General features: G+C 69.3%; 20 protein-coding genes and 2 pseudogenes. 7 read left to right on the top strand and 15 right to left on the bottom strand.

Going from position 1 to position 23,532, the window contains the following annotated elements:
* Nucleotides 1-999 precede the first annotated feature (999 nt).
* The 3 genes from B9S64_RS26900 to B9S64_RS26890 are packed head-to-tail and all read left to right on the top strand — an operon-like array spanning nt 1,000 to nt 4,298.
* On the top strand, nt 1,000-1,404 hold the full coding sequence (locus tag B9S64_RS26900; RefSeq protein ID WP_146060191.1) for a hypothetical protein: 405 nt from the start codon (nt 1,000-1,002) through the stop codon (nt 1,402-1,404).
* A gap of 55 nt (nt 1,405-1,459) precedes the next feature.
* The gene (locus B9S64_RS26895; RefSeq protein ID WP_103493702.1) at nt 1,460-3,115 is read left to right on the top strand and encodes a DUF262 domain-containing protein; all 1,656 of its coding nucleotides are present in this window, start codon (nt 1,460-1,462) and stop codon (nt 3,113-3,115) included.
* A gap of 1 nt (nt 3,116) precedes the next feature.
* Nucleotides 3,117-4,298 (top strand): type II toxin-antitoxin system HipA family toxin, encoded by a 1,182-nt coding sequence (locus tag B9S64_RS26890; RefSeq protein ID WP_258038063.1) that lies wholly within the window; start codon nt 3,117-3,119, stop codon nt 4,296-4,298.
* A gap of 11 nt (nt 4,299-4,309) precedes the next feature.
* Here the strand turns inward: B9S64_RS26890 and B9S64_RS26885 are convergent, their stop codons facing one another.
* Entirely contained in the window at nt 4,310-7,171 is a 2,862-nt protein-coding gene (locus tag B9S64_RS26885) for an AAA domain-containing protein (protein ID WP_258038067.1), read from the bottom strand.
* A gap of 126 nt (nt 7,172-7,297) precedes the next feature.
* A complete protein-coding gene (locus tag B9S64_RS35220) occupies nt 7,298-7,600 on the bottom strand; it encodes a hypothetical protein (RefSeq protein ID WP_258038062.1) in 303 nt (100 codons plus the stop codon).
* Between the two features lie 227 nt (nt 7,601-7,827).
* On the opposite strand from B9S64_RS35220, the pseudogene B9S64_RS26880 reads away from it, so the two are divergent.
* Nucleotides 7,828-8,454: pseudogene (locus B9S64_RS26880) on the top strand (DEAD/DEAH box helicase); the annotation flags it as partial.
* Nucleotides 8,455-8,649: 195 nt separating this feature from the next.
* Here the strand turns inward: B9S64_RS26880 and B9S64_RS35215 are convergent.
* Nucleotides 8,650-8,793 (bottom strand): annotated as a pseudogene (locus B9S64_RS35215) (transposase family protein); the annotation flags it as partial.
* A gap of 277 nt (nt 8,794-9,070) precedes the next feature.
* Between B9S64_RS35215 and B9S64_RS35570 the strand changes: the two are divergent.
* A complete protein-coding gene (locus tag B9S64_RS35570) occupies nt 9,071-9,205 on the top strand; it encodes a transposase (RefSeq protein WP_181012459.1) in 135 nt (44 codons plus the stop codon).
* 251 nt (nt 9,206-9,456) lie between these two features.
* Here B9S64_RS35570 and rfbC read toward each other — a convergent pair whose 3' ends face one another.
* From rfbC to B9S64_RS26835, 6 genes are read right to left on the bottom strand one after another with little or no spacing between them, the layout of a single operon-like run.
* A complete protein-coding gene (gene rfbC / locus B9S64_RS26860; RefSeq protein ID WP_103493699.1) occupies nt 9,457-10,044 on the bottom strand; it encodes a dTDP-4-dehydrorhamnose 3,5-epimerase in 588 nt (195 codons plus the stop codon).
* 2 nt (nt 10,045-10,046) lie between these two features.
* A complete protein-coding gene (gene rfbD / locus B9S64_RS26855; protein ID WP_308460778.1) occupies nt 10,047-10,961 on the bottom strand; it encodes a dTDP-4-dehydrorhamnose reductase in 915 nt (304 codons plus the stop codon).
* 44 nt (nt 10,962-11,005) lie between these two features.
* Entirely contained in the window at nt 11,006-11,995 is a 990-nt protein-coding gene (rfbB, locus tag B9S64_RS26850; protein ID WP_103493698.1) for a dTDP-glucose 4,6-dehydratase, read from the bottom strand.
* Entirely contained in the window at nt 11,992-13,059 is a 1,068-nt protein-coding gene (locus B9S64_RS26845) for a glucose-1-phosphate thymidylyltransferase (RefSeq protein WP_103493697.1), read from the bottom strand. Before B9S64_RS26845 ends, rfbB begins: the two co-directional genes overlap by 4 nt.
* Nucleotides 13,056-14,225 (bottom strand): nucleotide disphospho-sugar-binding domain-containing protein, encoded by a 1,170-nt coding sequence (locus B9S64_RS26840; protein WP_103493696.1) that lies wholly within the window; start codon nt 14,223-14,225, stop codon nt 13,056-13,058. The genes B9S64_RS26845 and B9S64_RS26840 overlap by 4 nt, the downstream gene beginning before the upstream one ends.
* Nucleotides 14,222-15,385 carry a macrolide family glycosyltransferase gene (locus tag B9S64_RS26835; protein WP_181012458.1) on the bottom strand — a complete coding sequence of 388 codons (1,164 nt, stop codon included), beginning with the start codon at nt 15,383-15,385 and terminating at the stop codon, nt 14,222-14,224. Before B9S64_RS26835 ends, B9S64_RS26840 begins: the two co-directional genes overlap by 4 nt.
* A gap of 211 nt (nt 15,386-15,596) precedes the next feature.
* Between B9S64_RS26835 and B9S64_RS26830 the strand changes: the two genes are divergently transcribed.
* Together B9S64_RS26830 and B9S64_RS26825 are read left to right on the top strand one after the other, a co-directional pair.
* Nucleotides 15,597-16,394, top strand: a complete 798-nt coding sequence (locus B9S64_RS26830) for an FkbM family methyltransferase (protein WP_103493695.1) — start codon at nt 15,597-15,599, stop codon at nt 16,392-16,394.
* Nucleotides 16,395-16,460: 66 nt separating this feature from the next.
* Nucleotides 16,461-17,657, top strand: coding sequence for a class I SAM-dependent methyltransferase (locus B9S64_RS26825; RefSeq protein WP_103493694.1), 1,197 nt, complete (start codon nt 16,461-16,463; stop codon nt 17,655-17,657).
* Nucleotides 17,658-17,681: 24 nt separating this feature from the next.
* On the opposite strand, the gene B9S64_RS26820 is transcribed toward B9S64_RS26825, so the two are convergent.
* The 6 genes from B9S64_RS26820 to B9S64_RS26795 are packed head-to-tail and all read right to left on the bottom strand — an operon-like array spanning nt 17,682 to nt 23,464.
* A complete protein-coding gene (locus B9S64_RS26820; protein ID WP_103493693.1) occupies nt 17,682-18,650 on the bottom strand; it encodes a Gfo/Idh/MocA family protein in 969 nt (322 codons plus the stop codon).
* A gap of 4 nt (nt 18,651-18,654) precedes the next feature.
* Entirely contained in the window at nt 18,655-19,629 is a 975-nt protein-coding gene (locus B9S64_RS26815) for an NAD(P)-dependent oxidoreductase (protein ID WP_103493692.1), read from the bottom strand.
* Entirely contained in the window at nt 19,616-20,221 is a 606-nt protein-coding gene (locus B9S64_RS26810; RefSeq protein ID WP_103493691.1) for a dTDP-4-dehydrorhamnose 3,5-epimerase family protein, read from the bottom strand. The genes B9S64_RS26815 and B9S64_RS26810 overlap by 14 nt, the downstream gene beginning before the upstream one ends.
* The gene (locus tag B9S64_RS26805; protein ID WP_103493690.1) at nt 20,218-20,961 is read right to left on the bottom strand and encodes a trans-aconitate 2-methyltransferase; all 744 of its coding nucleotides are present in this window, start codon (nt 20,959-20,961) and stop codon (nt 20,218-20,220) included. The genes B9S64_RS26810 and B9S64_RS26805 overlap by 4 nt, the downstream gene beginning before the upstream one ends.
* A 23-nt stretch (nt 20,962-20,984) precedes the next feature.
* Nucleotides 20,985-22,109, bottom strand: a complete 1,125-nt coding sequence (locus tag B9S64_RS26800; protein ID WP_103493689.1) for a DegT/DnrJ/EryC1/StrS aminotransferase family protein — start codon at nt 22,107-22,109, stop codon at nt 20,985-20,987.
* The gene (locus B9S64_RS26795) at nt 22,106-23,464 is read right to left on the bottom strand and encodes an NDP-hexose 2,3-dehydratase family protein (RefSeq protein ID WP_103493688.1); all 1,359 of its coding nucleotides are present in this window, start codon (nt 23,462-23,464) and stop codon (nt 22,106-22,108) included. Before B9S64_RS26795 ends, B9S64_RS26800 begins: the two co-directional genes overlap by 4 nt.
* Nucleotides 23,465-23,532: the final 68 nt, after the last annotated feature.

The raw sequence follows: 23,532 nt of genomic DNA, 5'->3' as shown, positions 1-23,532 counted from the left end.
GAAGTCCTCCACCGCCTCCCGAGCCGAGTCCAGCGCACCCAACCCACACACCACCACCACCGTCAACTGAATACACACGTACAGCGCACCGCACACGAGGAGACTCCCCACACGGCCGCCGGCCGCGAACAGGCCATGAGCTGCCCGGGCTCCCCCGACGAAGCACAGCACCGCGACGCCGGCTCACACCCATGTCCGCACACCGCTGTGCTGCCGGGCGACCGCCGCGCAGAAGACCATCGCGAGCAGCCAGGCCACTATGCGGAACGTACGGTGCCACCCGTCCTCCTCTCGGCGCGGAACGATGTGGCTTCGCTCCCGGCCGTAAAACGGCCGTACATCGATGGCAGCCCCGGGAGCGGAGCCTCCGGGCAGGTTCATCAGGGAGAGCCGACGGGCTTCCGATGCCGTACCCGTGACCACCATTCCGGTGTCGTGATAGCAGCACCTCTCCGAAATGCGCGCGTGACACTGCGACCGCTCGGCGCAGTCTCGCTGTGCGCGTCAGCGGCCCCGGGGCGGGTGCGCGCGGTGGCCTGTGATCAACCGTATGCACCCGCCAGCCGGTCAGCCGCTCCCGGGGCCGGTCCACCAGCCCGCAGCGCCGGGCGTACATCTCCAGACCGGCCACCCTTGCCAGCTTCTCCACCCGCCAGGCGGTCGCCAGCTCGGTGCGCCGGTTCCGGGCTCCGAAGAACCGCACCTCGACGGAGTACAACCGTGCCGAGCCGGACTCGCGCAGCACACTTCGCGACGGGCCCTCACCACGGGCGAACGCAGTCACGACCGGCCATCCTCGCTGGTCGAACACCCGCTCCGCCTCGTCCCAGTCGCGTTGCTCCCCGCGTACCTCGACAAGTACCAGCACACGCTGGTCGTACCGCATTTTTCCACCCCTCGTCGGCCTTCGACGGCATATGCGATCAAACCGGTTGCAGGGCGAGGTCGAGCCCGCTAGCCTTTCACTGTCACAGTGTCACCAGTGAAAGGAAAATTCAATTGAGTCCCACGATCCGGGTGGACGACCAGGTCTACGAAGAGCTGCAGAATCGGGCAAAGCCCTTCGTGGACACTCCGAACAGCACCCTGCGGCGGATCCTGGGCCTCCCGGAAAAGCCGGGGCCTGCGGGCGGCAGTGCTCCTGAGTCCCCATCACGCGAGCACACGCTCGGCCCCCTCCTGGCGGACGGACGACTCCGGCCCGGGCAGCGGCTGGTGTGGCGGCGACGCAATCTCAACCGGGTGCACTACGCGGAGCTCCTGGAGACGGGCGCTCTCCGACTGGAGGACGGATCCGTCCACGACACCCCCTCGGGGGCGGCCACCAGCCTCGCGGGTAACGCGCAGAACGGCTGGAAGGCCTTCACCACGGAAGACGGAATCCCGTTGGACGACCTGCGATGAGTACGGGCCGCGCCGCGCGCCCAGCCTACGATGTGACCGTTGCAGGAGGAGGATCATGGCAGGAGTGACCAAGCCGAAGGTCGGTCGCGTAGACCCGCCGACACTTGTCGAGTGGGCGCAGAGCGGGCGAATCCGGATCCCGCGCTTCCAGCGCTCGTACCGCTGGGAGGCCTCCGACTCCGAGCGGCTCTTCGACAGCATCCTGCGCGGTTATCCCATCGGAAACCTGCTGATGTGGCGCAAGCCCGCGGCGGCGGCAGAGATCACCTTGGGAGAACTCCGGTTCAACGCACCGGAACGATCCGACGCCCTATGGGTGGTCGACGGGCAACAGCGGCTGACGACACTCATCGGTGCGCTCACGGCCTCAGAGGAGACGGTGGACCGGCGGTTCCGGATCTTCTACGATCTCCGCGAAAAGGACCAGCACAAGCGCTTCCTGTCAGCGCCGCACTCCCAGCCTCCGCGGGATCACTGGCTGCCGGTGTGGGTCGCGAGCGACAACCGGCGCCTGATCGCCTGGCAGCGGGAACGCCCTTGGCTCACAGACGAGGAGTACGACTTGTGCGATGCGGTGGCCACCGCCATCCGCACCTACGAGATCCCGATGTACGAAATCGAGGGCGACGACGAGCAAGCCCTGCGCGAGATCTTCGACCGCATGAACACCTTCGGGAAGACTCTCAAGAGAGCCGAGATCTTTCAGGCCCTGCACTCCGCTCCACTGGATGTGCAACCGTCCGACCTCGATGCCCTCCGCGAACGCGTAGCGGCGCTCGACTTCGGTGCGTTCAGCCCGCAGATACTGATGCAGAGCGTCATGGCAGTGCGTGGCGGGAAGGTGGACCGGGACTTCCGACAGGAGTTCGAGAACGACGAGGACCGGCTCCAGGCCTTCGCCCAGACCGAGAAGTCCCTACGTCTGGTAGTCGACTTCCTGCGGAACGACGCCGGAATCCCGCATCTCCGGCTGCTTCCCTACGCCCTTTACATTCCCGTACTCGCCCGCTTCACCGCCCTGTTCCAGCGCCCAGAGGGGCGCGGAGCCGAACTCCTGCGCCGCTGGATCTGGCGAGGCGCCGTGGTCGGCGCAGCCCCACAGGGCAACACTGTCGCGCTGCGACGCAATGCCAGCGCTGTGGATCACGACCCGGTCGCGAGTGCCACGCGGATGCTGGAACTACTGCCGATCGGCGGAGAGTTGTGGAAGCCGGACCTGACCCAGACGGCCCTGAACCGGGCGCAGGCTAAAATCAACGTACTCGGACTGCTTTCAGCGCATCCTGTCCTCCTTGACGGGGCGACGGACCCGGACGGCAACTACTACCCGGCGGGGACCCGGCTCGACGACTCGCGCCTGCTGACGGCCATGCTCGACAGCGGAGGATCCCCCCTGCTGTCCATCCTGCCCCACGACCGAACCATGGCCGGGAAGTTGCTGCATCCGTCGTCGAAGATCAATCTCTGGCAACTGTTCGAGGAGAAGTGGGACCATTCGGTGCTGCGCTCACACTGCATGGACGAGCGATGCGTGGAGTTGCTGGGCTCCGCCGACTACGACGCGTTCCTCGCTCGCCGTGCGCAGATCGCCAGCGCCACCATCTCTGAGCACGTGCAGCGTATGGCCCTGTTCGGCTTTGCCGATGGGCCGGAGGCCGAGATGCTTTTCTCGGGCGAGGACCTGTGGGGAGACAGTACCGATGCAGCCTGATGTGACCGCCACCGTCTTCTTGAACGACCGCCGTGTCGGGGTGCTGGGCTATCACAAGGGAAACACCTGGTTCGAGTATTCGGACCTGTCAGCCGCCCACCCAGTGCTTGGACAGGGGTTCGAACGCGATCCACGCAAACGTCGCACAGCCAGCGGCAGCGTGCCCGAATGGTTCGCGAACCTACTCCCCGAGCAGGGCAGCGGCCTCCGGCGGCTGGTGGCCGCTGACCTCGGCAAGCAGCGGATCCACGACTTCGTGCTGCTGAACCACCTGGGCGAGGACCTGCCGGGGGCGGTACGCGTGATTCCGGATGCTGCGCTCGACGAACTCCCCGATCACGATCAGCCCGAGGTCTGCAGCCACGACCACGCCTTGCGCTTCTCTCTGGCCGGCGTCCAGCCCAAGTTCTCGATGCGCTTCGAGGACAAGGCGCTGGTGCTTCCCGCCACGGGAAGCGGCGGCGACTGGATCGTCAAACTCCCGGACGAGCGCTTCCCGGCCGTACCCGCCAACGAGTACGCCATGCTGCGCTGGGCAGGCTTGTCCGGCATCGACGTGCCCGAGGTAGATCTCGTACAGGGCTCGAAGGTGAGGAACCTGCCGGAGCGTCTTGTCGACCCCGCAGAGCCCGTCCTCGCAGTCCGCCGCTTCGACCGAACCACTGGGGGCCGCGTACACCAGGAGGACTTCGCCCAGGTACGCGAAGTGGCCATCGAGTCCAAGTACGACCGGGCCAACTACGAGGGCCTCGGTCGCGTGGTCAGCGCGGTATGCCCGCCGGATGACGTCGTCGAGTATCTCAGGCGGCTCGTCGCCATGATCGCGATGGGGAACGCCGACGCGCATCTGAAGAACTGGACGCTGCGCTATCCGGACGGCCGGTCGGCTCGGCTCTCACCGGCCTACGATCTGGTATGCGTCGGCGCGTACCCGAAGGCGGACCAAAAGCTCGCCTTCCCTCTGAGCGGCACCACGAATTCCGCCCTCATCACACTTGAGAGTTTCCGTGCGATGTCGTCGGCCCTCAAGCTGCCCGCGGAACTCATCACCGCAACGGTACGCGAGACGGTCGACGCTCTGGCCACCACCTGGCCGGAGGTCAAACGAGAGTGCCCCGTACCCGATTTCGTCGCGGGGTCGATCGACGAGCGCCTGCGAACCCTGCCGCTGATCCGCTGCTGACGGCGGGCCCCTTACCCCCTCGGCCGGTGCCAGAGCTCGATGTCCTTCTTCCATGCCTTGTTGCCGCCACCCGTCGGGCACCGGCTGTTGTAGCAGCGCCAATACCAGTTCTCCTTCGCACCGCGCCTGATCTCGATGTCGTCCTGCCCACACCGGGGGCACTTCGGCGGGCGGGCGAAGACCTCGGCATGCTCGTGAGTGAGGATCTTGCGGGCGAAGTAGGCGCCGCGCATCGTGACCATCACCTCGCGGGTCCAGCTCTGCGACAGGGCGTTGAGACTGCCGAGCATCACGGTCTTTTCATCCACGACCACGATCTTCTGGTGCATGACATGCATCGGGACGACCGTATGGACGACCGCACGCAGGTCCTCGACGAGAGACAGGTTCGCCGGCTTCTTCTGAAGCTGGTCACTGGGGTCGCGGACGAAAACGGTCACCCGTACACCTCGGTCGACCGCCGCGCGCAGCTCCGGGAGGATCATCCGGACGCGCCTGGCCACCCAGGGGGTCCACAGCCACAGGGATGTCCGCGCGCTTCTGATGGCGGCGACGAAGGACGCGTAGAACGTCGTCTCGTCGTCGACGTCACTGACCTCCACGTGCCGTGAGAGGACCTCCGCCAGACGGTCGCCGAACTCCCCGCGTGGCACGTTCAGCTCGGGCGGCGTAATCAGGGACTTGGCGGGGAGAACCCGCACTCCGGACGAGCCGATGAGGGCGTCCAGCTGTCCGAACGGGGAGTCCGGCGCCTTCCGTGCCACCTCCTGGATGCGTGTGGCGCTCGCGATGACGTACACGCGAGTCTGTACACGGGTCATGGCCACGTTGAACAGCCTGATCCCGCTGCGCATCCAGTCGCTCGCCTCCGGTGCGCGCGAAGCCTTCGCCATCCACAGCGGCCGGCTGTGTTCGCCCTCGACGGTGTCGAAGACGACGATGGGGAACTCCCGGCCCTGGAACCGGTGCGCGGTGCCGACCTCGGCGCTCGGACCACCATCCCGTTCGACGTCGCGAAGCGCCTCCAGCGTGGCCTCGGCCTGGTCTCCGTACGGGGTCACGACGCCCGTCGTCTCGCCGTCCCCGCCGTGCAGATCGATCAGGGCCCGGGAGATGAGTGGGCCCGCGGGCCACCAGCCCTTGCTCGGGCCCGTGAGATGGACATGGGCGAGTTCGTGGAGCCCGTCGGTGTCGATGAGGACGATCTCCGGGTCCTCAGGGCTCCTGGAACTCGGTACGACGGGGCCGGCCTGGAGCACACCGCCGTAGGCCAGGCCGTTCACGAGGCCCATCACGGCACGACCGAACCGGTTCTGGGTCACCAGAGTCGTACAGGCCGGGTGTGTCTGCGCTGCCGCCGGGTCGGTGATACCGCAGTGCTGGAACACGTCCGGAACCAGCCAGCGCTGGATGTCGGGGCGCCTCTTGTCCTTCAGCACTCGGGGGACAACCGGGCCCAACTGCATGAAGTCGCCGAGGAGCACGGCCGCCTGCTGGGCGTGGGAGACGGCGAGCAGGACCTCGGGCAGGGAGGCGGCTCCGACCTCGTCGATGAGGACCACGTCGTAGTGGCCGGAGAAGACATGCCGGTTGGTACGGAAGCGGGCCAGGGTCGTGGCGACGAGACGGGCGTTATTGATGATCTCGCCCTGCGCGTCGCGGGCGAGGCGCTCGTACTCCTCCTGAATCTGCTTGTACCGCTCCTCCAGCGAACCTTTCCGAGCCGCTTCGGACGCGACGACGGGGCGCAGGGCCGCGGCCTTCCGATGCCGGGCCGGCCAGCCCTGTCCCTCGGCGGTGGCGATGAGCGTCTCGGCGAGGTGCGCGCGCCCGGCTTCGTCCTCAGCCGTGGCGAGAGCCGTACGAAATTCGCCCAGCGACCGGGTCAGGGTGCGGTGGCGGGCGGCGGCGGCGCGCGCCGCCTTGTCACGTCGGTCGATCTCGGTGTCGGAGAAGGGGATCGCCCGAGTCATCTCCTCGGCCCGGACCGCGATCTGGGCCCGGCGGCGATCCGCGATGTCGCGGGCCTTGAGGGCATGGTGGTGCGCCTCTCGGAACTGGACTCCCGCGTCACCGCACGCGGCCTGGGCCTCGGTTCGCTCAGCTCGTGAACGCAGCTTGGCGAGCCCTGTCCGGTTCTCGACCTCGCGCAGGGTGCGCTGCGTCTCGCGCAGCCGCTCCTGGTTCTGAAGAGCGGCGGACTCGGCTGCCGTGGCAGCGTGTTCTACGCCGTCGGCCTCGTCGAGGAGGGCGTCGACCTGCTTCCAGAGGTGGCGGGAGTCCGCGGCGTCGTCCCGGTCCTTCAGCGCCCTGGTCAGGTCCTGCTCGGCCGCTGCCAGGCTCTGGCCGACCTCCCGGGCGGCCTTCTTCAGTTCCGACACCCGTTGATCGCGTGACGCCGCATCACCGAACGGCTCGGCCACCATGTCCCTCGCTTGTACGTAAGCCTCCGCGTCGAACCGTACGAGGCCCGCTTCCAGCTCCGCCAGATCCTCCGCGCGACTGCGGATCCCCAGCAAGTCGGCCGACACCTGGGCTCGCCGGCCCTCGACGTCGGCCAGCCGGGCCCGGACCATGAGAGGCAGGGACACGTGCGGGTCGTCGGCGATCTCCTTCAGCTGAGGCGGTCCCACGCGGACGATTTCCCCGCTGTTGTGGCGGTGTCCCCTCAGGACGCCCTTCAGGGCGTTGTCCACGGCGATGTTGGTCGCGGAGACGAGCAGGACCCTCTTGCCTGCGGCGATCAAATCGCTGATGGCCAGTGTGAGCACCATCGTCTTCCCTGTGCCGGGTGGGCCCCACACGAGGCGTACGCCGGTTCCCAGGCAGGCCAGATACGCATCCTGCTGCTCGGGGAAGAGGCCGGCCGGCACCTCGGTCCGGGCGGGCTCTCCGGCGGGACTGCCGGAAGCAAGTAGGCTGCCGAGCGGAGTGTCCCCCAACCTGGCGATGCCGTCCCTCAGGGTTTCCAGCAGAAAGGTGGGGGGCTGTTGCAGAACCTAGAGGAAGGGGTCGACCGGGTCCGCGAACTCGGCGACTGCGACGGTCAGCGACGAACCGCTCTGCATGGTTTCGGTGACGGCGAAGCCGGCTTCCACACCTGATTCCTCGGGCCCGGCGAGGCGCAGGCTTTCGAGCTGGTCGGGGTTGAGTTCGGTGCCGCGCAGATCCACTGCATAGCGGCCCGGTTCACCGGCCCGGGCCGCGCGGCCGATCCTTCGCCACCGCGGGCGCTGACCTGCTCCCCCTTCCACGGCGATCCATTCGTCGATCGCCGTGGTGATCTCCTCGCGCCAGCCCAAAACTCCCCCTCATCGGCTCGCGAATGGTAGATCTTGCGGAGGTCCCGGACCTCCCTTTACGCGAAAGCCGTGGCCTCCACGGCGGGAATGGAAGGGTTCGAGACTCGGATCGGTTCCTATTCGGCCATGTCCCGGTCTTAGTCAACCGGACTGCGGAACCGCCTGTCCGAGGCGGCATATACCGTTGACGCAGCTCACCGCCCTGGCACGAAGCGAAGGAGACCGCCGTGAGGCCCACGCTGGCCGCCGCGCAACTGCGCGGCGGTCTCACGCAGTACCTCACGACGACGTACGCGCTCACCGACGAGGACACCCGTCGGGCGCTGGAGCGGTTCCTCGAACATCCCGAGACCGGGATGTTCCGTGGCCCCTATCTACGGATCAGGACCCCCTTCCACAAGGCCGTTGACGGCTGGGAGAAGCACCTGGAGTGGAACCCGGGATTCACCCCGTACCGGCATCAGGCGAAGGCGTACGAGCGGCTGAGCACACTCCACGGGCCCGCCCTGCCGACGCTGGTCACGACGGGGACGGGTTCCGGGAAGACCGAGTCGTTCCTCGTCCCCGTCCTCGACCACTGCCGACGTGAGAAGGCACTCGGCCGGCGCGGGGTCAAGGCCGTGCTCCTCTATCCGATGAACGCGCTCGCCACCGATCAGGCCGGCCGCATCGGGAAGTACCTCGCACAGCCGGACCTGGCCCAGGTGACCGCGGGGCTCTACATCGGCGACCGGCCGGACACCGACTTCCGCCGGGTGATGACGCGGCGCGAGGAGATGCGGCAGTCGCCGCCCGACCTGCTCATCACGAACTACAAGATGCTCGATCTGCTGCTCCAGCGGACCGAGGACCGCGCCCCGGTCCCTGCGTCCGGTGGTGGGCCGCCGAACCCGAATCTCCGTGCCATCGATGATCCCGGTCCTCCCACCGGCGCCGAGGTTGTCGACTACCTCAGCCAGGGTCCGCAGTCGCACGTCAGGGCTGACAGTGCATCCCCGCTCGGCAAGCAGAGGCCGCACCTCCCCGATGGCCCGGGTGATGGTGGAGCGGTCCACGCCGAACCAGCAGGCCAGCACATCATGAGTGACACCGTGACGGAGATGGACGAGAGTGGCCAGGAGCCGGTCGACGAACACCAACTGGTGCTTAGCACCGGCGCCTACGGCCCGCTTCCGCGGTCGAGAGGTCAGCATGGTCCGGTGACGCTCATGCCACAACGGACCCAGCTCAGCGCCAAGTTCAGCGATCACTCGGCCGACAAGCCCGTGATCCGGCGGTTGCTGATGATCACTGCACGAGACACGTTCCCTGCCACCCGACCATGATCAACAATCCAGGACTCGACGTCTCACCGCCTACCGTGCACGAGCTCGTCAAGAGCTCGTAACAGGATCTCGTTGAAGTGCCCTGGCCGGGCGGACCGCTGTGACGATGTGATCGTTCGGGGGGTGTGACGACTCGCCGTGGATCGTGGACGACGACTTGTGGGCTTTGATCGAACCGTTGCTGCCACCCTGGCCGAAGCGGTCTCCGGGGCTCAAGCCCATCCCGGACCGGCTGTGCCTGCAAGGCATTCTGTACGTCCTGCGCCAAGACATCGCGTAGCAACTCCTGTCCCCAGAGCTGAGATTCGGCTCTGGACAGACCTGCTGGCGGCGCCTGGACCGATGGCAACAGGCGGGACTCTTCAAGCAACTGCACCGGATCCTGCTCGCGAAGCTGAACGCGGCTGGCGCACTCGACTGGTCCCGCGTGCGTGGACTGCTCTCACGTCCGCCTGAAAAAGGGGGAGCCGCAACCGGCCCGTCGGCCTCGTCGCGGGCGTGACCCACCCCTCCGGGAGACCGATCGGGCGCCTACGCCCCCAGGGACAGCGACGCGCAGTCCTCGTACCTGGGGAGAATGCCGGACTCCAGGGCCTCCGCGAGGGTCGGCGCCGACGCGTCCCTCGGGGAGAGCAGCGGGTAGGGGCCGGTCGGCCAGCCGATGGCGAGGGCCGGGTCCAGAGGATTGACGGAGTGCTCGCGGCGCGGCGCGTAGCCCTGGGAGCAGACGTACATCACCGTCGCGTCGTCGGTGAGTGCCATGAAGCCGTGCCCCAGTCCTTCGGACAGATAGAGGGAGCGCCTGTTGTCCTGAGTCAGCTCGACGGCCTCCCAGGTGCCGAATCCGGGGGAGCCGACCCGGAGGTCCACGGCTACGTCGAGCACCGCCCCGCGCACACACGTCACGTACTTGGCCTGCCCCGGAGGCACGTCGGCGAAGTGGATGCCCCGTACCGTGCCCCGCCGCGAGACGGAGACGTTGACCTGAGCGAGTTCGAGCGTGTGGCCCACCGATCGCGCGAACTCCTCCGCGCGGAAGGCCTCATGGAAACTGCCTCGCTCATCCGCGTGCACCACCGGAACATGGAGCCAGGCTCCGGCTATGGTGAGTCTCTGCATCGTCAATCTCCCGAGCCATTCAGAACGGGCCAGGCGGTGTGCAGCGCCTCCCTCCAGTGGCGTCTGCCGGGCAGGCCAGCCGCCGACCACCGATGGTGCGCGAGGGTGGACCGCCCGGGGCGGGAGGCTGGGCGGGCCAGGTCCGAGGTCCGGATCGGACGTACCCGGTCGGCGTCCTCACCCAGCAGGAGGAACACCTCGCGGGCCAGCCCGTACCAGGTGGTCTCGCCCGCGTTGCTGGCATGCAGGATCCCGGACACGGACGGCCGGGACAGCAGGCCCTCGACCCCGTCTGCGACGTCCGACGTCCACGTCGGCTGTCCGTACTGGTCGTCCACCACGTCGACCGGGTCCTTCCCGCGGGCGAGCCGGATCATGGTGCGGACGAAATTCGGGCCGCCCGCGCCGTAGAGCCAGCTGCAGCGCAGGACGCAGCCACTGTCGGGAAGCACGTCGAGCACCGCTCGCTCTCCGGCGAGTTTGCCGCGTCCGTAGGCGTTGACCGGGCCGGTCTCCGCACTCTCCGGGTAGGGCGTCTCGGTGGCGCCGTCGAAGACGTAGTCGGTGGAGATGTGGATCAGCCTGCTGCCGGCGTCGGCACACTGCTCGGCCAGCAGGGCGGGGCCTTCCGCGTTCAACAGGTACGCGTGCTCCTCGTCCGTCTCCGCCCGGTCGACCGCCGTGTAGGCGGCGCAGTTGACGACGGCATCCGGCCGATGGGTGCGGAGGGCGTCGTGAACCGACCGACGCCGGGTGATGTCGAGGACGGGCCGGGGCGGGGCGAGGACCCGGTGTCCCGCCGCGCGCAGCACGCGCACCATGTCCTGGCCGAGCAGGCCGTTCGCTCCGATGACGACGACGGTCGTCTGCCCACCCCCGCTCCCGGCGGCGGGTGGGACGGACTGGGTGATGACCACCTCTTGGGAAGCCTTCCGGGAAGCAGGGGAAGCAGGGCGGGGGATCAGACGCGGAAGGATTCCCACCAGGCGCGGTTGTCGTGGTACCAGCGGACGGTTTCGGCGAGCGCCTCGGCGAAGTCCCTGCGGGGTGCGTAGCCGAGCTGGGCGCGGATCTTGGTGCAGTCCACCGAGTAGCGGTGGTCGTGCCCCTTGCGGTCGGCGACGTGTTCCACGCTGTCCGGGCCCGCACCGCACTCGTCGAGGAGCCGCTCGGTGAGTTCCCTGTTGGACAGTTCGGTGCCGCCACCGATGTTGTAGACCTCGCCCGGACAGCCCTGGGTGCGCACCAGTTCGATGCCCTGGACGTGGTCGTCGATGTGCAGCCAGTCCCGGACGTTGCGCCCGTCGCCGTACAGCGGGACCTTCCGGCCCGACATCAGGTTCGTGATGAACAGCGGGATGAGCTTCTCGGGGAACTGGTGGTGCCCGTAGTTGTTGGAGCAGCGGGTCACTCTCACGTCCAGGCCGTGGGTGCGGTGGTGGGCGAGGGCGATGAGGTCGCTGGACGCCTTGGTCGCCGAGTACGGTGAGCTCGGCCTGAGCGGTTCCCTCTCCGTCCAGGAGCCTGCGTCGGCGGAGCCATAGACCTCGTCGGTGGAGACATGCACGAAGGTCTCGATCCCATGGCACAGGGCCGCGTCAAGGAGGGTCTGGGTTCCGACGACGTTGGTCCTGACGAACTCGCCCCCTCCCACGATGGAACGGTCGACATGCGACTCGGCGGCGAAGTGGACCACCTGGTCGTGGGCGGCGACGAGTTCGTCGACGAGTCCGGTGTCGCAGATGTCGCCGTGGACGAACGCGAAGCGGCCGCTGTCGCGCACGGAGTCGAGGTTGGCCGGGTTGCCCGCGTAGGTCAGCTTGTCCAGCACGGTTATCCGTACGTCGTCCCGGCTCTCCGGGAGCATCGGCGGGCCGAGCAGCGTACGGACGTAGTGGGAGCCGATGAAGCCGGCACCGCCGGTCACCAGGATGTTCGTGGGAGGGGTCATGAGGATATCTGCACCTTGCTGTGGTCGCCCAGCACGAGGCGGTGGGCGGCGGGGTTACGGGGCGCGGGGGTGACCTCGACGTGGCGGCCGATCAGTGACGCCTCGACTCGGCGCACGCCCTTCACGGAGGCGGACTGAAGGACGATCGAGTACTCGATCTCGCAGTCCTCGATGAGGCAGTTCTCCGAGACGGAGGTAAAGGGGCCGACGTAGGAGTCGGTGATCACGGCCCCCGGGCCGATGATCGCCGGGCCCACGATGCGGCTGCGGGTCACCCGCGCCCCGGCGTCGACGCGCACCCGTCCGATGACCTCGCTGGCCTCGTCCACGGAGCCCTCGACGAGCGGGTCGACGCGTTCCAGGACGGAGCGGTTCACCTCCAGCATGTCGGTGACGTTGCCGGTGTCCTTCCAGTACCCGGAGATGGTGGTGGCCTGGACGTCACGACCGGTGTCGATCAGCCACTGGATGGCGTGGGTGATCTCCAGTTCGTCGCGCCAGGAGGGCTCGATGGCGCGGACCGCCTCGTGGACGGCGGCCGTGAACAGGTACACACCGACCAGGGCCAGATCGCTCTTGGGCCGGGCCGGCTTCTCCTCCAGACCGATCACCCGGCCGTCCGCGTCGAGTTCGGCGACGCCGAAGGCGCCCGGGTTCGGGACATGGGTGAGGAGGATGCGGGCGTCCGGCCGTTCGGTGCGGAACTCCTCGACCAGTTCGCTGATGCCACCGACGATGAAGTTGTCCCCGAGGTACATCACGAAGTCGTCGTCGCCGAGGAACTCGCGGGCGATGAGCACCGCGTGAGCCAGGCCGAGCGGGGCTCGCTGCGGGATGTACGTGACGTCCAGCCCGAGCTTGGCGCCGTCGCCGACGGCCTCGTGGATCTCCTGGGCCGTGTCCCCCACGATGATGCCGACCTCGGTGATCCCGGCGTCGGCGATCGCCTCAAGGCCGTAGAAGAGCACCGGTTTGTTCGCCACCGGCACCAGTTGCTTCGCCGATGTGTGGGTGATCGGCCGCAGTCGGGTGCCGGCGCCCCCGGCGAGCACGAGTGCCTTCACGGCCGCACCCCGCCGTTCCGCCCGGCTACGGCGTGCGTGTCCACCAGGCCCTGGAGCGCACCGACGACCTCGGCCGGGGAGGGCTGGGCGGCGATCTCCGCCCGCACCGATCGGGACCGGTCGCGGTAGGAGGGGGTGTACAGCAGCTCCTCCGCGGCCTCGCGGAGCCGGTCACGGTGCTGCTCGCCCAGCGTCAGGGTGATCGCCGAGCCGTGCGCGGCGATGCGGTCGCAGGGCGGGAACATCTTGGGGATGTTCGGGATGAGCAGCTGGGGAACGCCCGCGTTCAGGGCGCTGAGCGCGGTCTGCCCTCCACCGTGGTGCACGATGAGGTCACAGGTGGTGAGCAGGGTGTCCAGCGGCAGCCAGCCGGCCCTGACGCCGGGCGCGTCGGCGCGCAGACGCTCGGCGACGGCGTGCGGGGCGGCGACGGCCACCTCCACGTCCAGGCCGGCGATGCTGTCGACGAGTTCCCGTAGGTAGGCGACCTCGTCGTCCTGGGAGACCCGGCTGCCGGCGGTCACACAGACCCGTGGTCGCGGCCCCCGGCGGTACGTCCACGGCTCCAGTGCCCGTTGTTCGTTGTAGGGGACGAACCTCATGTCCTGACGCGGCCCCGGCGCGGGGTCGCGCAGGCTGGGCGGGCAGATGTCGACCCACAGGTCGGTCGACGGGATGCCGTCCAGGCCCAGGAGCGCCAGTTCGGGGGCGAGTTCGGCGTCGGCACCCCGGTCGATGCCGGGCGGCTCTCCCAGGTCCCAGGTGTGCCGGACCGACGGGATGCCGAGTTCCGCGGCGAGCAGCGGAGCCGCGTAGCAGAGGGAGCCGCCGACGACCAGGTCGGGCGGCCAGTCGGCGGCGAGTGCGCGCAGGCCGGGCAGGCTCGCGGTGGCGAGCCTGCCGAAGCCGCGGCCGTTGAAGAAGAGCCGCTCCGCGGGGTCCGCCGGCAATGTGAGCGGCTGCCCGTCGCGGTCATGGAACATGAACCGGAGCATGGTGCCGTCGGTGACGGGCACCGCGGGCAGGCCCACGGAGGTGACGAACGGTGACATCTCCTCGGTGGTGGCGACCAGGACGTCGTAGCCGGACAGCCGGGCCTGCACGGCGAGCGGCGCGACGGCGAAGACCGTCGCGGGGCTTCCGCCAGTGACGAACAGAATCCTCATCGCACGTACGCTTCCAGGAGGTCGGCGCCGCGCGCCGCGCCGTCGGGACCCTCGTTCACCCGACGGGACAGGTCGTCCACTGCCCGGCGGATCCTTGCATCGCCGGCGACCGAGGTGACGGCGGCGAGGATGCCGTCCGCCGACATGTCGGTGAGGATCCTGCCCAGACCGAGTTCCTCGACGCGCCGGGCGTTGGCCAGCTGCTCCGGCACCTGTGCGGCGGAGACCATCGGGACCCCGCAGTACACAGCTCCCATCGTGGAGCCCATGCCGTTGTGGGTGAGGAAGACCTCGGCCTGCCGCAGGACGGCGAGCTGGGCCAGGTGGCGGTGGATGTCGAAGTTCGGCGGTACGGGCCGCCTCCCGAGGTCGACCTTGCCGCCGACAGCCATCGCGACGTGCCAGTCGGTGCCCGAGAACGCGTCCATGCAGTGGCCGAAGAACTCCGGCCGGTCGTTCCAGATCGTACCGAGCGCGATGTACAGCAGGGGGGCGTCGGGGTCCTTCGACCGGTACGCGCCCTCATGGGCACGATCGCCGATGCCGGGGCCGATGAAGTGGAAGGTCTCGTCGAACCCGTCGGCGCCGGTCTGGAACTCCGCCGGGACGAAGGCCAGGTTCAGCGGGGCCGGTTCGGCGGCGTTCAGCTCCTCGTACACGCCGTAGGAGGCGAAGAAGTCCATGGACTCCCGCTGGGCCCGGACTAGCGGCGGATAGGTGGGGTCGAGGGGCTCCGACATCAGGAGGTCGTACAGGGACGACTCGTCGCTCGTCGCCATCGTGGGGATGAGGTAGGCGTACGGCACCGACAGCGTCTCGGCGAGCAGCCGCCCGTTGTAGTCGAGCTGGTCGGTGCAGACGAGGTCGGGCTCGTCGCCCCGGAAGTACTCCATCAGGACCGGCATGGACGCGCGGCGCTCGTCGAGCCCGATCCGGAGCACCTGCGTCAGGTTCTCGGTGGTGAAGTGCTCGGTCATCGGGGGGTCCTGGAGGTCCGTGGGCAGCACGATCGGGTCGGCGCCGGTCTCCTTGACGAGGTGCGCGAGGCCCGGCCCGACCGCGAAGCTGACGCGGTGCCCTCGCCGGACCAGTTCCCGCACCAGCGGCAACGGGGGCAGGACGTGTCCGTAGGCGTTCGGGGTAAGGAAAGCCAGATGCATGTGTCGTGTCCTCCACAACCTTGACGTGCTGTCAGCGCCGAGTACTCCACCGGGGCATCCGCACCCGAGGATGTGCGCGTGGGCTCGAAGACCGCTCGACGCTCTGTGGAGGCGTCGGCGAGGAGGGCCGCGAGGCGTGATCGAGTCGCTCGATAGCGCGGGGGGGCACAGTCGGCGGGCGGAAGCGGTCCTCGACGAAAGGTGACGCACGATGACGGACACGGTCCCGGGCTCCGGACAGCATGCCCCCGAGACGTACATCCTGCCGGACGGGCGCGTGCTGCACTGCCTTAGCGAGGAGACCACGAAGATCGTCTGGTACGAGGTCTCCACCAGCATCTACCTCAACGAGCTGCAGAACCTGCGGGCGGGCGACACGCTGGTCGACATCGGTGCCCACGTCGGTCTGAGCTCGCTGTTCGTCGCCGACCAGGTGCCCGGAGTGCGGGTCGTCGCCTGTGAGCCCGCAGCCCCCACCTTCGCCTGTCTGGCGCGCAACTTCGCCGATCACCTGCCGGACGGCATCGCGGTCAACAAGGCGGTCGCGGACGTCCCGGGCACGGCCGAGTTCACCTTCTACCCGGCCGACGAGACCATGGCGACCCTGGAGGTCGACGAGAAGGACGACCGGCGCAACATCGACGCCGTGCTCACCAACCTCGGTCTGCCGCAGGAGGAGCGGGATGCCTACTGGGACGGCTTCCGCAGCCGGGTGGAGACGTACCAGGTACCCGTGACGACGGTGTCCGAGCTGATCGCGGAGCACGGCCTCGCCTCGGTGGACCTGCTCAAGATCGACGTCGAGCGGTCCGAGCTCGCCGTACTGCGGGGCATCGGAGAGGACGACTGGCCGAAGGTCCGGAACATCGCGGTCGAGGTGCACGACGTCCACGGGCGGCTGACCGAGGTGGTGAACCTGCTGGAGGAGAAGGGCTTCCGGGTGAGCCGGTCGCAGCAGGAGGTCTACAGCGGCGGCAGTGTGCACATCGTGCTGGCCCGGCGCCCCTGAGCGGGCGAGCCGTCGTACGCGACGGCTCAAGGCGGGTTATAGCGCGGGCCACCAGCATCGGCCGGTATGACTGCCAATCGGGAACTACACGATCTGCGTCGGCTCATCCTCGCCGCGGAGGGTGACGCCGGTCCCATCCTCCACGAGCTGGGCGTGGTACGGGCGGCCGGCCTGGTCGTCGGCGAACTCGTCGACCGGGCGGACCTCGACGAGGTGCCGGGGGCGGAACGCACTCCGGTCACCGTACGGTTCGACCTCGCCTTCGAGGGCGATGTCGTGGCGCATCACGTGGTGGCCGGCAAGACCACCGGTCACCACCCCGGTGCGCCGAAGGCCGCGCACGCAACCGTCAAGGTCGACCTCCTGGAACTGGTGCGCGCCGTCTTCGGCGGGTGGCGCTCCGCCGGCTGCCAGAACCTGAGCATCGTCTGGAACGACCTGGAGGACGTCGAGGCGCTCAGCTCCTCCATGCACGTCTTCGACGTGGTGCGGCGCCTCGTGCGCGGCACCACCGAGCAACCCGCGGACCTGGCCGACCTGTCCCTGCGCAACGGCTCGGACAAGTGGGGCCTCCACTACTACACCCCCCACTACGAACGGCACTTCGCCCCGCTGCGGGACCGTCCGCTGACCATCGTCGAACTCGGCATCGGCGGGTACGGCGATCCGGCAGCGGGCGGTGCCTCGCTCCGGATGTGGAAGCGCTACTTCCCCCGGGCGCTCGTCCACGGCGTGGACGTCTTCGACAAGTCCGCGCTGCGCGAACCGCGCATCCACACCATCCAGGGCGACCTTTCCGACCCGGAGTTCCTGACGTCCCTCGGCGAGCGGATCGGACCCATCGACATCGTGATCGACGACGGCAGCCACTACTGCCCCGACGTCATCACCACCTTCCGTACGCTCTTCCCCCTGGTGCGGCCCGGCGGTCTTTACGTGGTGGAGGACCTCCAGACCTCGTACTGGGCCGGGTACGGCGGCAGCTCGCGCCGCCGCGACGATCCAGCCACCAGCTTGGGCTACCTGAAGCGGCTCGTGGACGGACTCACGTACGAGGACCAAGAGGAAGGCGGCGTCGCACCGGACGAGGTGACCCGCACCCTCACGGGCGCGCACTTCTACCGCAGCATGGCGGTCTTCGACAAGGGGGTGAACGCAGAGGGCCCCAGCCCCTCGTGGATCCCCCGGACGCTGATGAGCCACGAGGAGATGACACGGGTGGACTGGGGTGGGGACGGCCTGCGGGCGACCGACGAGGGATGACGCGGGGCCGGGGAGCACGCCCGATCAGGGCGTGCTCCCCGCGCGCTCCCGGATGTCGTGGAGCAGCCCGGCCATCCGCACACTGTCGTGGGCGTCCGGCGACCGCCCGGCCGCGGCCGCGTCGGCGAAGGCCACCAGCGTCGCCGCCACCTGGTCGTACGGCGCCAGCCGCCGTTCCTCCACTCCGATCCTGGTTTCGAGGCGCAGGACGGGCGCGTGGTCCGCGGGCGGGGTGAAGGCGCGATCGACGACGATCCGTCCCCGGGTGCCAGTCAGCTCGTACGCAGAGCGGTAGGCGTGGTCGAGCCCGAAGGCAAGCTGGACGAGAACGCCTGCCGGCGAGCGCAGGATCGCCGCTCCCGCGGTGTCGACGGCGAATCCGGGGCCGCGCACCAGTGCGGCCGCCACCGGCGTCAACTCCGGACTCACCAGGAGCAGTGCGGCTCTCGCCGGGTACACCCCGGTGTCGAACAGGGCGCCACCGCCGAGGGCCGACTGGTAGCGGATGTCGTCCGGCGCCCGGCGGGGGACAGTGAACTCGGCCCGGAACGACCGGGGTTCACCGATGGTCCCCTGTTCCAGCAGGTCACGCACGGCCACGTGCAAGGGGTGGTGGAGGAACATGATGTTCTCCATGAGGGCAAGACCGTGCCGGCGTGCCAGCGCGAACAACTCCGCCGCCCGTTCCGGGGCGGGGGTCAGTGGCTTCTCCGCCAGGACGTGCTTCCCGGCCCTCAGGGCGGCCTCCACCCAGTCCGCGTGCAGCGCGCAGGGCAGCGGCACGTACACCGCCTCGACACCGGGATCGTCGAGCAGCCCCTGGTAGCCGTGGACCGCGCGGCAGCCGTACGGGCGGGCGGCGGCCGTGGCCTTGTCCGCGTCCCGGCTGGCCAGGGCCACCAGCTCCACCCGGGCGGAGCCGGCCATCGCGGGCATCACCCTGCGCACCGCGATGTCCGCGCAGCCCATCACAGCCATCCTCAGCGCGGGCATCGGCTCACCGCACGGTGGCCAGCGCGGCCACCGTCCGCGCCAGCGCCTCGCCCCACGGCACCAGGGGCCGCCACCCGGTCGCCGCGACGAACGCGAACGGGTCGACCCGCACGCTGCGGAAGTCCGTCCCATCGGCCTGCGGGGGCGGCGGAACGGAGACGACGGGTACCGGTGGCGCCCCGGTGGCCCGTGCGACGGCCTCGGCGATGTCGCCGAACACATCGACCAGGGGCGCGGCCTGTCCCGAGCCCACCGGGTAGTGCCGGCCGGCGAGCCGGTCGACGTGGTCCAGCGCGGCGACGAAGGCCCGCGCCGCGTCCTCGACATACAGCAGGTCGCGGCGGACGGTTCCGTCATGCCACATGGTGAGGGGCTCACCGGCGAGCGCGCGGCGGATCATGGTGGAGACCACGCCTCGGTCGTCGGTGGTGGGGGCGGCCGGGGCGCCGAACACGGGTGGCAGCCGCAGGCTCGTCGCCCGCAGCCTGCCCTGCCGGTTGGCGTCCTTCAACAGCCGCTCCGCGGTGAGCTTCTGCCGGTCGTACACCCCCTCCGGGTGGTCTTCCTCCGTGCCGTCGACGCGATCCCCGGCGACTTTTCCGACCTGGGTGTTGCTGCCGGGGAAGACCACGACGGGCGGGACGCCGCGGTGGGGGGACAGCGCGGCGACGAGGTCGCGGATCAGGCCGACGTGCGTCCGCTCGGCGAGGTCGTCGTCCTCGGCGACGCGCCAGCCGGCGGCGCCGCGGATCCGGGCAGCGAACGGAAGGACCGCGTCGGCGTCCGCCACCGCCTCGGCGAGCATGCCCGGCCGGGTGAGATCGGCCTGGTGGGCCTCGACCCCTTCGGGCATGGTCATCGGGCGGCGGGCCACGGCCCGGACCCGCACCGGCAGTTCGGACAGGACCTTGGTGACGGCGGAGCCGACGAACCCGGACGCGCCGAGCACGACGACGAGCGGTCGGTCAGCTCCGGTCATGGCGGGCCTCCTCAGCTCGGCAGGCGGTGTACTCCGGCAGCAGCCCCGCGGCCAGCGCGGCGGCGAGCGAGGGCGCCTCGCGGTCGCGTGCGGACATCAGCGGGTCGAGTCCCGCGGGGAGTGCCAGGCCGAGGTCGGGGTCGAGCGGGTGCAGCGCGCGTTCCCTGTCTGCCCGGTAGCTCGTCGACAGCAGGTACACCATCACCGTGTCCTCCTCCAGCGCGACGAACAGGTGGCCCACCCCCACGGGCAGGTACAGCGCCGTGGGCTCGGACGGGGACAGTTCCACCGCCTCGGAGCGTCCGAACGTCGGCGAACCGACCCGGACGTCGACCACAAGGTCGAGCGCCCGGCCGGCGACGCACTGGACGTACTTGGCCATCGAACGGGGCAGGGCGGTGAAGTGCACCCCGCGCACCACACCGCGCCGTGACCGGCTGGTGCTGGCCTGGGCGACCGGGAACGGCGCCCGGCCGACCGCGTCCCCGAGGGGGATCTCCTGGAGCGGTGAGCAGAACGACCCCCGTTCGTCATGGAAGACCTCGGGTGTGAACGCGTAGGCGCCCGCGATGCCCAGCTCGCGCACCTTCACGGCGTGCCGCCCCGCTGCGTGGCGACGAAGAGGCCGGTCGTGTGCGGCTCGGGCCTCAGGAACTCGGTCCGCAGACCCGCCCCGTGGAAGGCAGCCTCGTAGGTCTCGCGGTCGAACAGCGTCATCACATGGGCATCCGTGAAGTGCTCGACGCCCATCCCGGTGGCCGCCACGGTGTAGTGCACCTCCATCCTGCTGGTCGATCCGTCGCGCACCGAGTGGGAGACGCGGGAGATGGTCCGTCCACTCACGGTGACGACGTCGCCGGCCACCCAGCCGGAAAGGAAGTCGTCGGGGAACCACCAGGGTTCCACGATCAGCACGCCTCCGGGCTCCAGGTGGTCGGCGAGGTTGCGTACCGCACGGCGGAGGTCCTCGACGGTGGCGAGATAGCCGACCGAGCTGAACATGCAGGTGACCGCGGCGAAGCGGCGGCCGAGCCGGAAATCGCGCATGTCGCCCTGGTGGAAGGACAGGCCGGGGGCGTGGCGCGCCGCGACGGCGAGCATCTCCTCGGAGAGGTCCACGCCGACCGCCTCGTCGAAGGAGCCGGCCAGTTCGCGCAGGTGAGCGCCGGTGCCGCAGGCGACGTCGAGCACGGATGCGGAGTCCGGCCTGCGGGCCCTGACAAGGTCGACCACGCGGGCGGCCTCGCCGCGGTAGTCCTTGCCTCGGCCCTGGTAGAAGTCGTGGTAGATGTCCGCTCGCGCGTAGATCACAGTGTCCGCGACGGTGGGCATGGGATGGCCTTTCACTCGGGGGGTCACAGGGAGCGCAGGACGTCGCGGAGCGCGGCGATCACCTTCTCCTGGAGCCCCTCCGACAGGGACGGGTACATCGGGAGGGAGAAGATCCGCCGCGCGAGCCGCTCGGTCACCGGGAGGGAGCCCGGTGGCACGCCCAGGTGCGCGAAGCCGCGCATGGTGTGCACCGGCCAGGGATAGCTGATGTTCAGCGAGATGTCGTGCCGCTCGGCGAGCTGCCTGATGATCTCGCCGCGGCGCGGGTGCCGGACGACGTACACGTAGTAGACGTGGTCGTTGCCCTCCGCCACCGCCGGCAGTTCCAGGCCGCTCGGCTCGCAGAGGTCGGCGAGTCCTTCGGCGTAGCGGTCGGCGATCTCGCGGCGCCGGGCGATGTAGGTGTCCAGCCGGGTCAGCTTGCGCCGCAGGATCTCGGCCTGCACCTCGTCGAGGCGGCTGTTGTGCCCGGGGGTCCGCTCGACGTGGTACACGTCCTCCATGCCGTAGTAGCGCAGTCTGCGCAGGGCGCCGTCGATGTCGGAGGAGGCGGTGACCACAGCGCCGCCGTCCCCGTAGGCGCCGAGCACCTTCGTCGGGTAGAAGGAGAAGGCGGCGGCCTCGCTCATCGTCCCGGCGAGGCGGCCGCGGTGGCGCGCGCCGTGGGCCTGCGCGCAGTCCTCCACGACGCTCAGTCCGTGGGCGTCGGCGATCCGCCGCAGCGGCTCCATGTCCACGCACTGGCCGTAGAGATGGACCGGCAGGACGGCCTTGGCGCGCGGGGTGATCGCGGCCTCGACGAGGCGGGTGTCCATGAGGTGGTCCTCGGCCCGGACGTCGACGAAGACGGGGGTGGCTCCGGCGGCGTCGATGGCGACGACCGTGGGTGCGGCGGTGTTGGAGACGGTGATCACCTCGTCGCCGCGGCCGATGCCGAGAGCCTCCAGGGCGAGTTGGACGGCGTTGGTGCCGTTGTCGACGCCGACGCAGTGCGGCAGCCCGTGATAGGCGGCGTACTCGGCCTCGAAGCCGTGCACGCTCTCGCCGAGCACCAGCCGGCCGGATCCGAAGACCTGCTGGACCGCGTCGAGGATGTCGCCGCGCTCGGCGTCGTACTCGGCGAGGTAGTCCCAGACGTAGGTGGTCAACGCTCGTCCTCCTTGTAGAAGCCGAAGAACGTCAGCAGGCTCCTGGCCTCCACGTTCAGATGGTTGCCGTACCGCACGAACTCGGTGAGCTGGCGCAGCGTCACCCAGGCGAAGTCCTGCGGGACCTCCATGGGGAACGTGTCGGCCACCTCGACCAGCAGGTAGCGGTTCTCGGCGTGGTAGAAGCGGCCGCCCTCCTCGGAGTGGACGCAGTCGAAGCGGACCCGCTCGGGCGGCGCGCCGAGGACCTCGTCGAGGAAGAGCGGCCGGCGGGCGTCCGGGAGCAGGCGGTAGTTGTCCGGTTGGCACTGGACAGTCGGGGCCATCTCGACGCTGTCGAGCGCCCCGGTCTCGGTCCGGGCCTGCACCAGCAGGTGCAGGACTCCCTCGACCCGCCGGGTGAGGAAGCCGATGACGCCCTGGCTGCGGGGCTGGAACATCGGCTGCTGCCAGCCGGTCACCTCCCGGTGGCTGGCCTGTACGTCCACGCCGACCACCGCGAAGTGCTGGCCGCGGTCGTGGACGAGTTCGCCGTCCACCCGGGACCAGCCGCTCAGCTTCGCGAGCGGCATGCGCTGCCGGGTAAGCGTGCAGCGGCCCTTCGCCTCGGTGAACCAGCTGAGCAGTTCGACGGTGGCGTGCAGGGAACGTTCCCGAGGGGACCAGGAGCGGGCCATCGCGCCGCGGAAGGTGTCGGCGGTCAGGTCGGTCCGTCGGAACCGCTGCGAGGCGGCGCCTGCCAGGACCGTGCGGGTGTCCATGTTGACGAGGTTGGGCTCCCGCAGCAGCTGGTCGATCTGTTCGAAGCTGAGCCAGCAGAAGTCGTCGAGGACGGGGACGTCCTCGACGACCTGCACGATCATGTTGCGGTTGCGTTTGGCGAGGAACCACGAGGCCTGTTCGGACTGGAGGACGTCGGAGAGGATCCTGCCGCGCCGGGGTGCGGTGAAGTACTCCAGGTACGGCACCGGCTTGCCGCCGTGCACGCCGGTGAAGTTGCTCCGTGTGGCCTGCACGGTGGGGGACATCTGGAGCCCGTTGACGTTTCCCGGTTCCATCTTGATCTGGAGCAGGCAGTGCGGGACGCCGTCGAACTCCTTGACGAGGATGCCCAGTACGCCTCGCTCCGGCTGGACGAGGATGGGCTGCTGCCAGGCTTCCACGGCGCGCCCCGAGCGGGTCACGTCGAGGCCCTCGATGGTGAAGAACCGGCCGGTGCGGTGGACAAGGTTCCCCGAGTCCGGATCGGTCAGCCAGCCGTCGATCTCATCGATAGGGATCTTGCTCGTCCGGTAATCCTGTGCCAGGCGCCGGTCTCGGTACCAGGCATGGAATTCCGCTATCTCGGAGAACAATCGGTCACCTCCTGCGGCGGAAAGTGTGCGCTATTCCCTTTCGGGCATACGTACTGCCGACAAACCGA

The sequence above is a fragment of the Streptomyces sp. SM18 genome (assembly GCF_002910775.2).
GTDB classification, from domain to species: domain Bacteria; phylum Actinomycetota; class Actinomycetes; order Streptomycetales; family Streptomycetaceae; genus Streptomyces; species Streptomyces halstedii.
This window is presented reverse-complemented; position numbering and strand designations above follow the sequence as displayed.

Excerpts from the sequence above, each read along its gene's own strand:
- B9S64_RS26895 (WP_103493702.1), top strand. The coding sequence starts at position 1,460 with ATGGCAGGAGTGACCAAGCCGAAGGTCGGTCGCGTAGACCCGCCGACA.
- rfbC (WP_103493699.1), bottom strand. The coding sequence starts at position 10,044 with ATGCAGAGACTCACCATAGCCGGAGCCTGGCTCCATGTTCCGGTGGTG.
- rfbB (WP_103493698.1), bottom strand. The coding sequence starts at position 11,995 with ATGACCCCTCCCACGAACATCCTGGTGACCGGCGGTGCCGGCTTCATC.
- B9S64_RS26840 (WP_103493696.1), bottom strand. The coding sequence starts at position 14,225 with ATGAGGATTCTGTTCGTCACTGGCGGAAGCCCCGCGACGGTCTTCGCC.
- B9S64_RS26835 (WP_181012458.1), bottom strand. The coding sequence starts at position 15,385 with ATGCATCTGGCTTTCCTTACCCCGAACGCCTACGGACACGTCCTGCCC.
- B9S64_RS26830 (WP_103493695.1), top strand. The coding sequence starts at position 15,597 with ATGACGGACACGGTCCCGGGCTCCGGACAGCATGCCCCCGAGACGTAC.
- B9S64_RS26825 (WP_103493694.1), top strand. The coding sequence starts at position 16,461 with ATGACTGCCAATCGGGAACTACACGATCTGCGTCGGCTCATCCTCGCC.
- B9S64_RS26820 (WP_103493693.1), bottom strand. The coding sequence starts at position 18,650 with ATGCCCGCGCTGAGGATGGCTGTGATGGGCTGCGCGGACATCGCGGTG.
- B9S64_RS26815 (WP_103493692.1), bottom strand. The coding sequence starts at position 19,629 with ATGACCGGAGCTGACCGACCGCTCGTCGTCGTGCTCGGCGCGTCCGGG.
- B9S64_RS26805 (WP_103493690.1), bottom strand. The coding sequence starts at position 20,961 with ATGCCCACCGTCGCGGACACTGTGATCTACGCGCGAGCGGACATCTAC.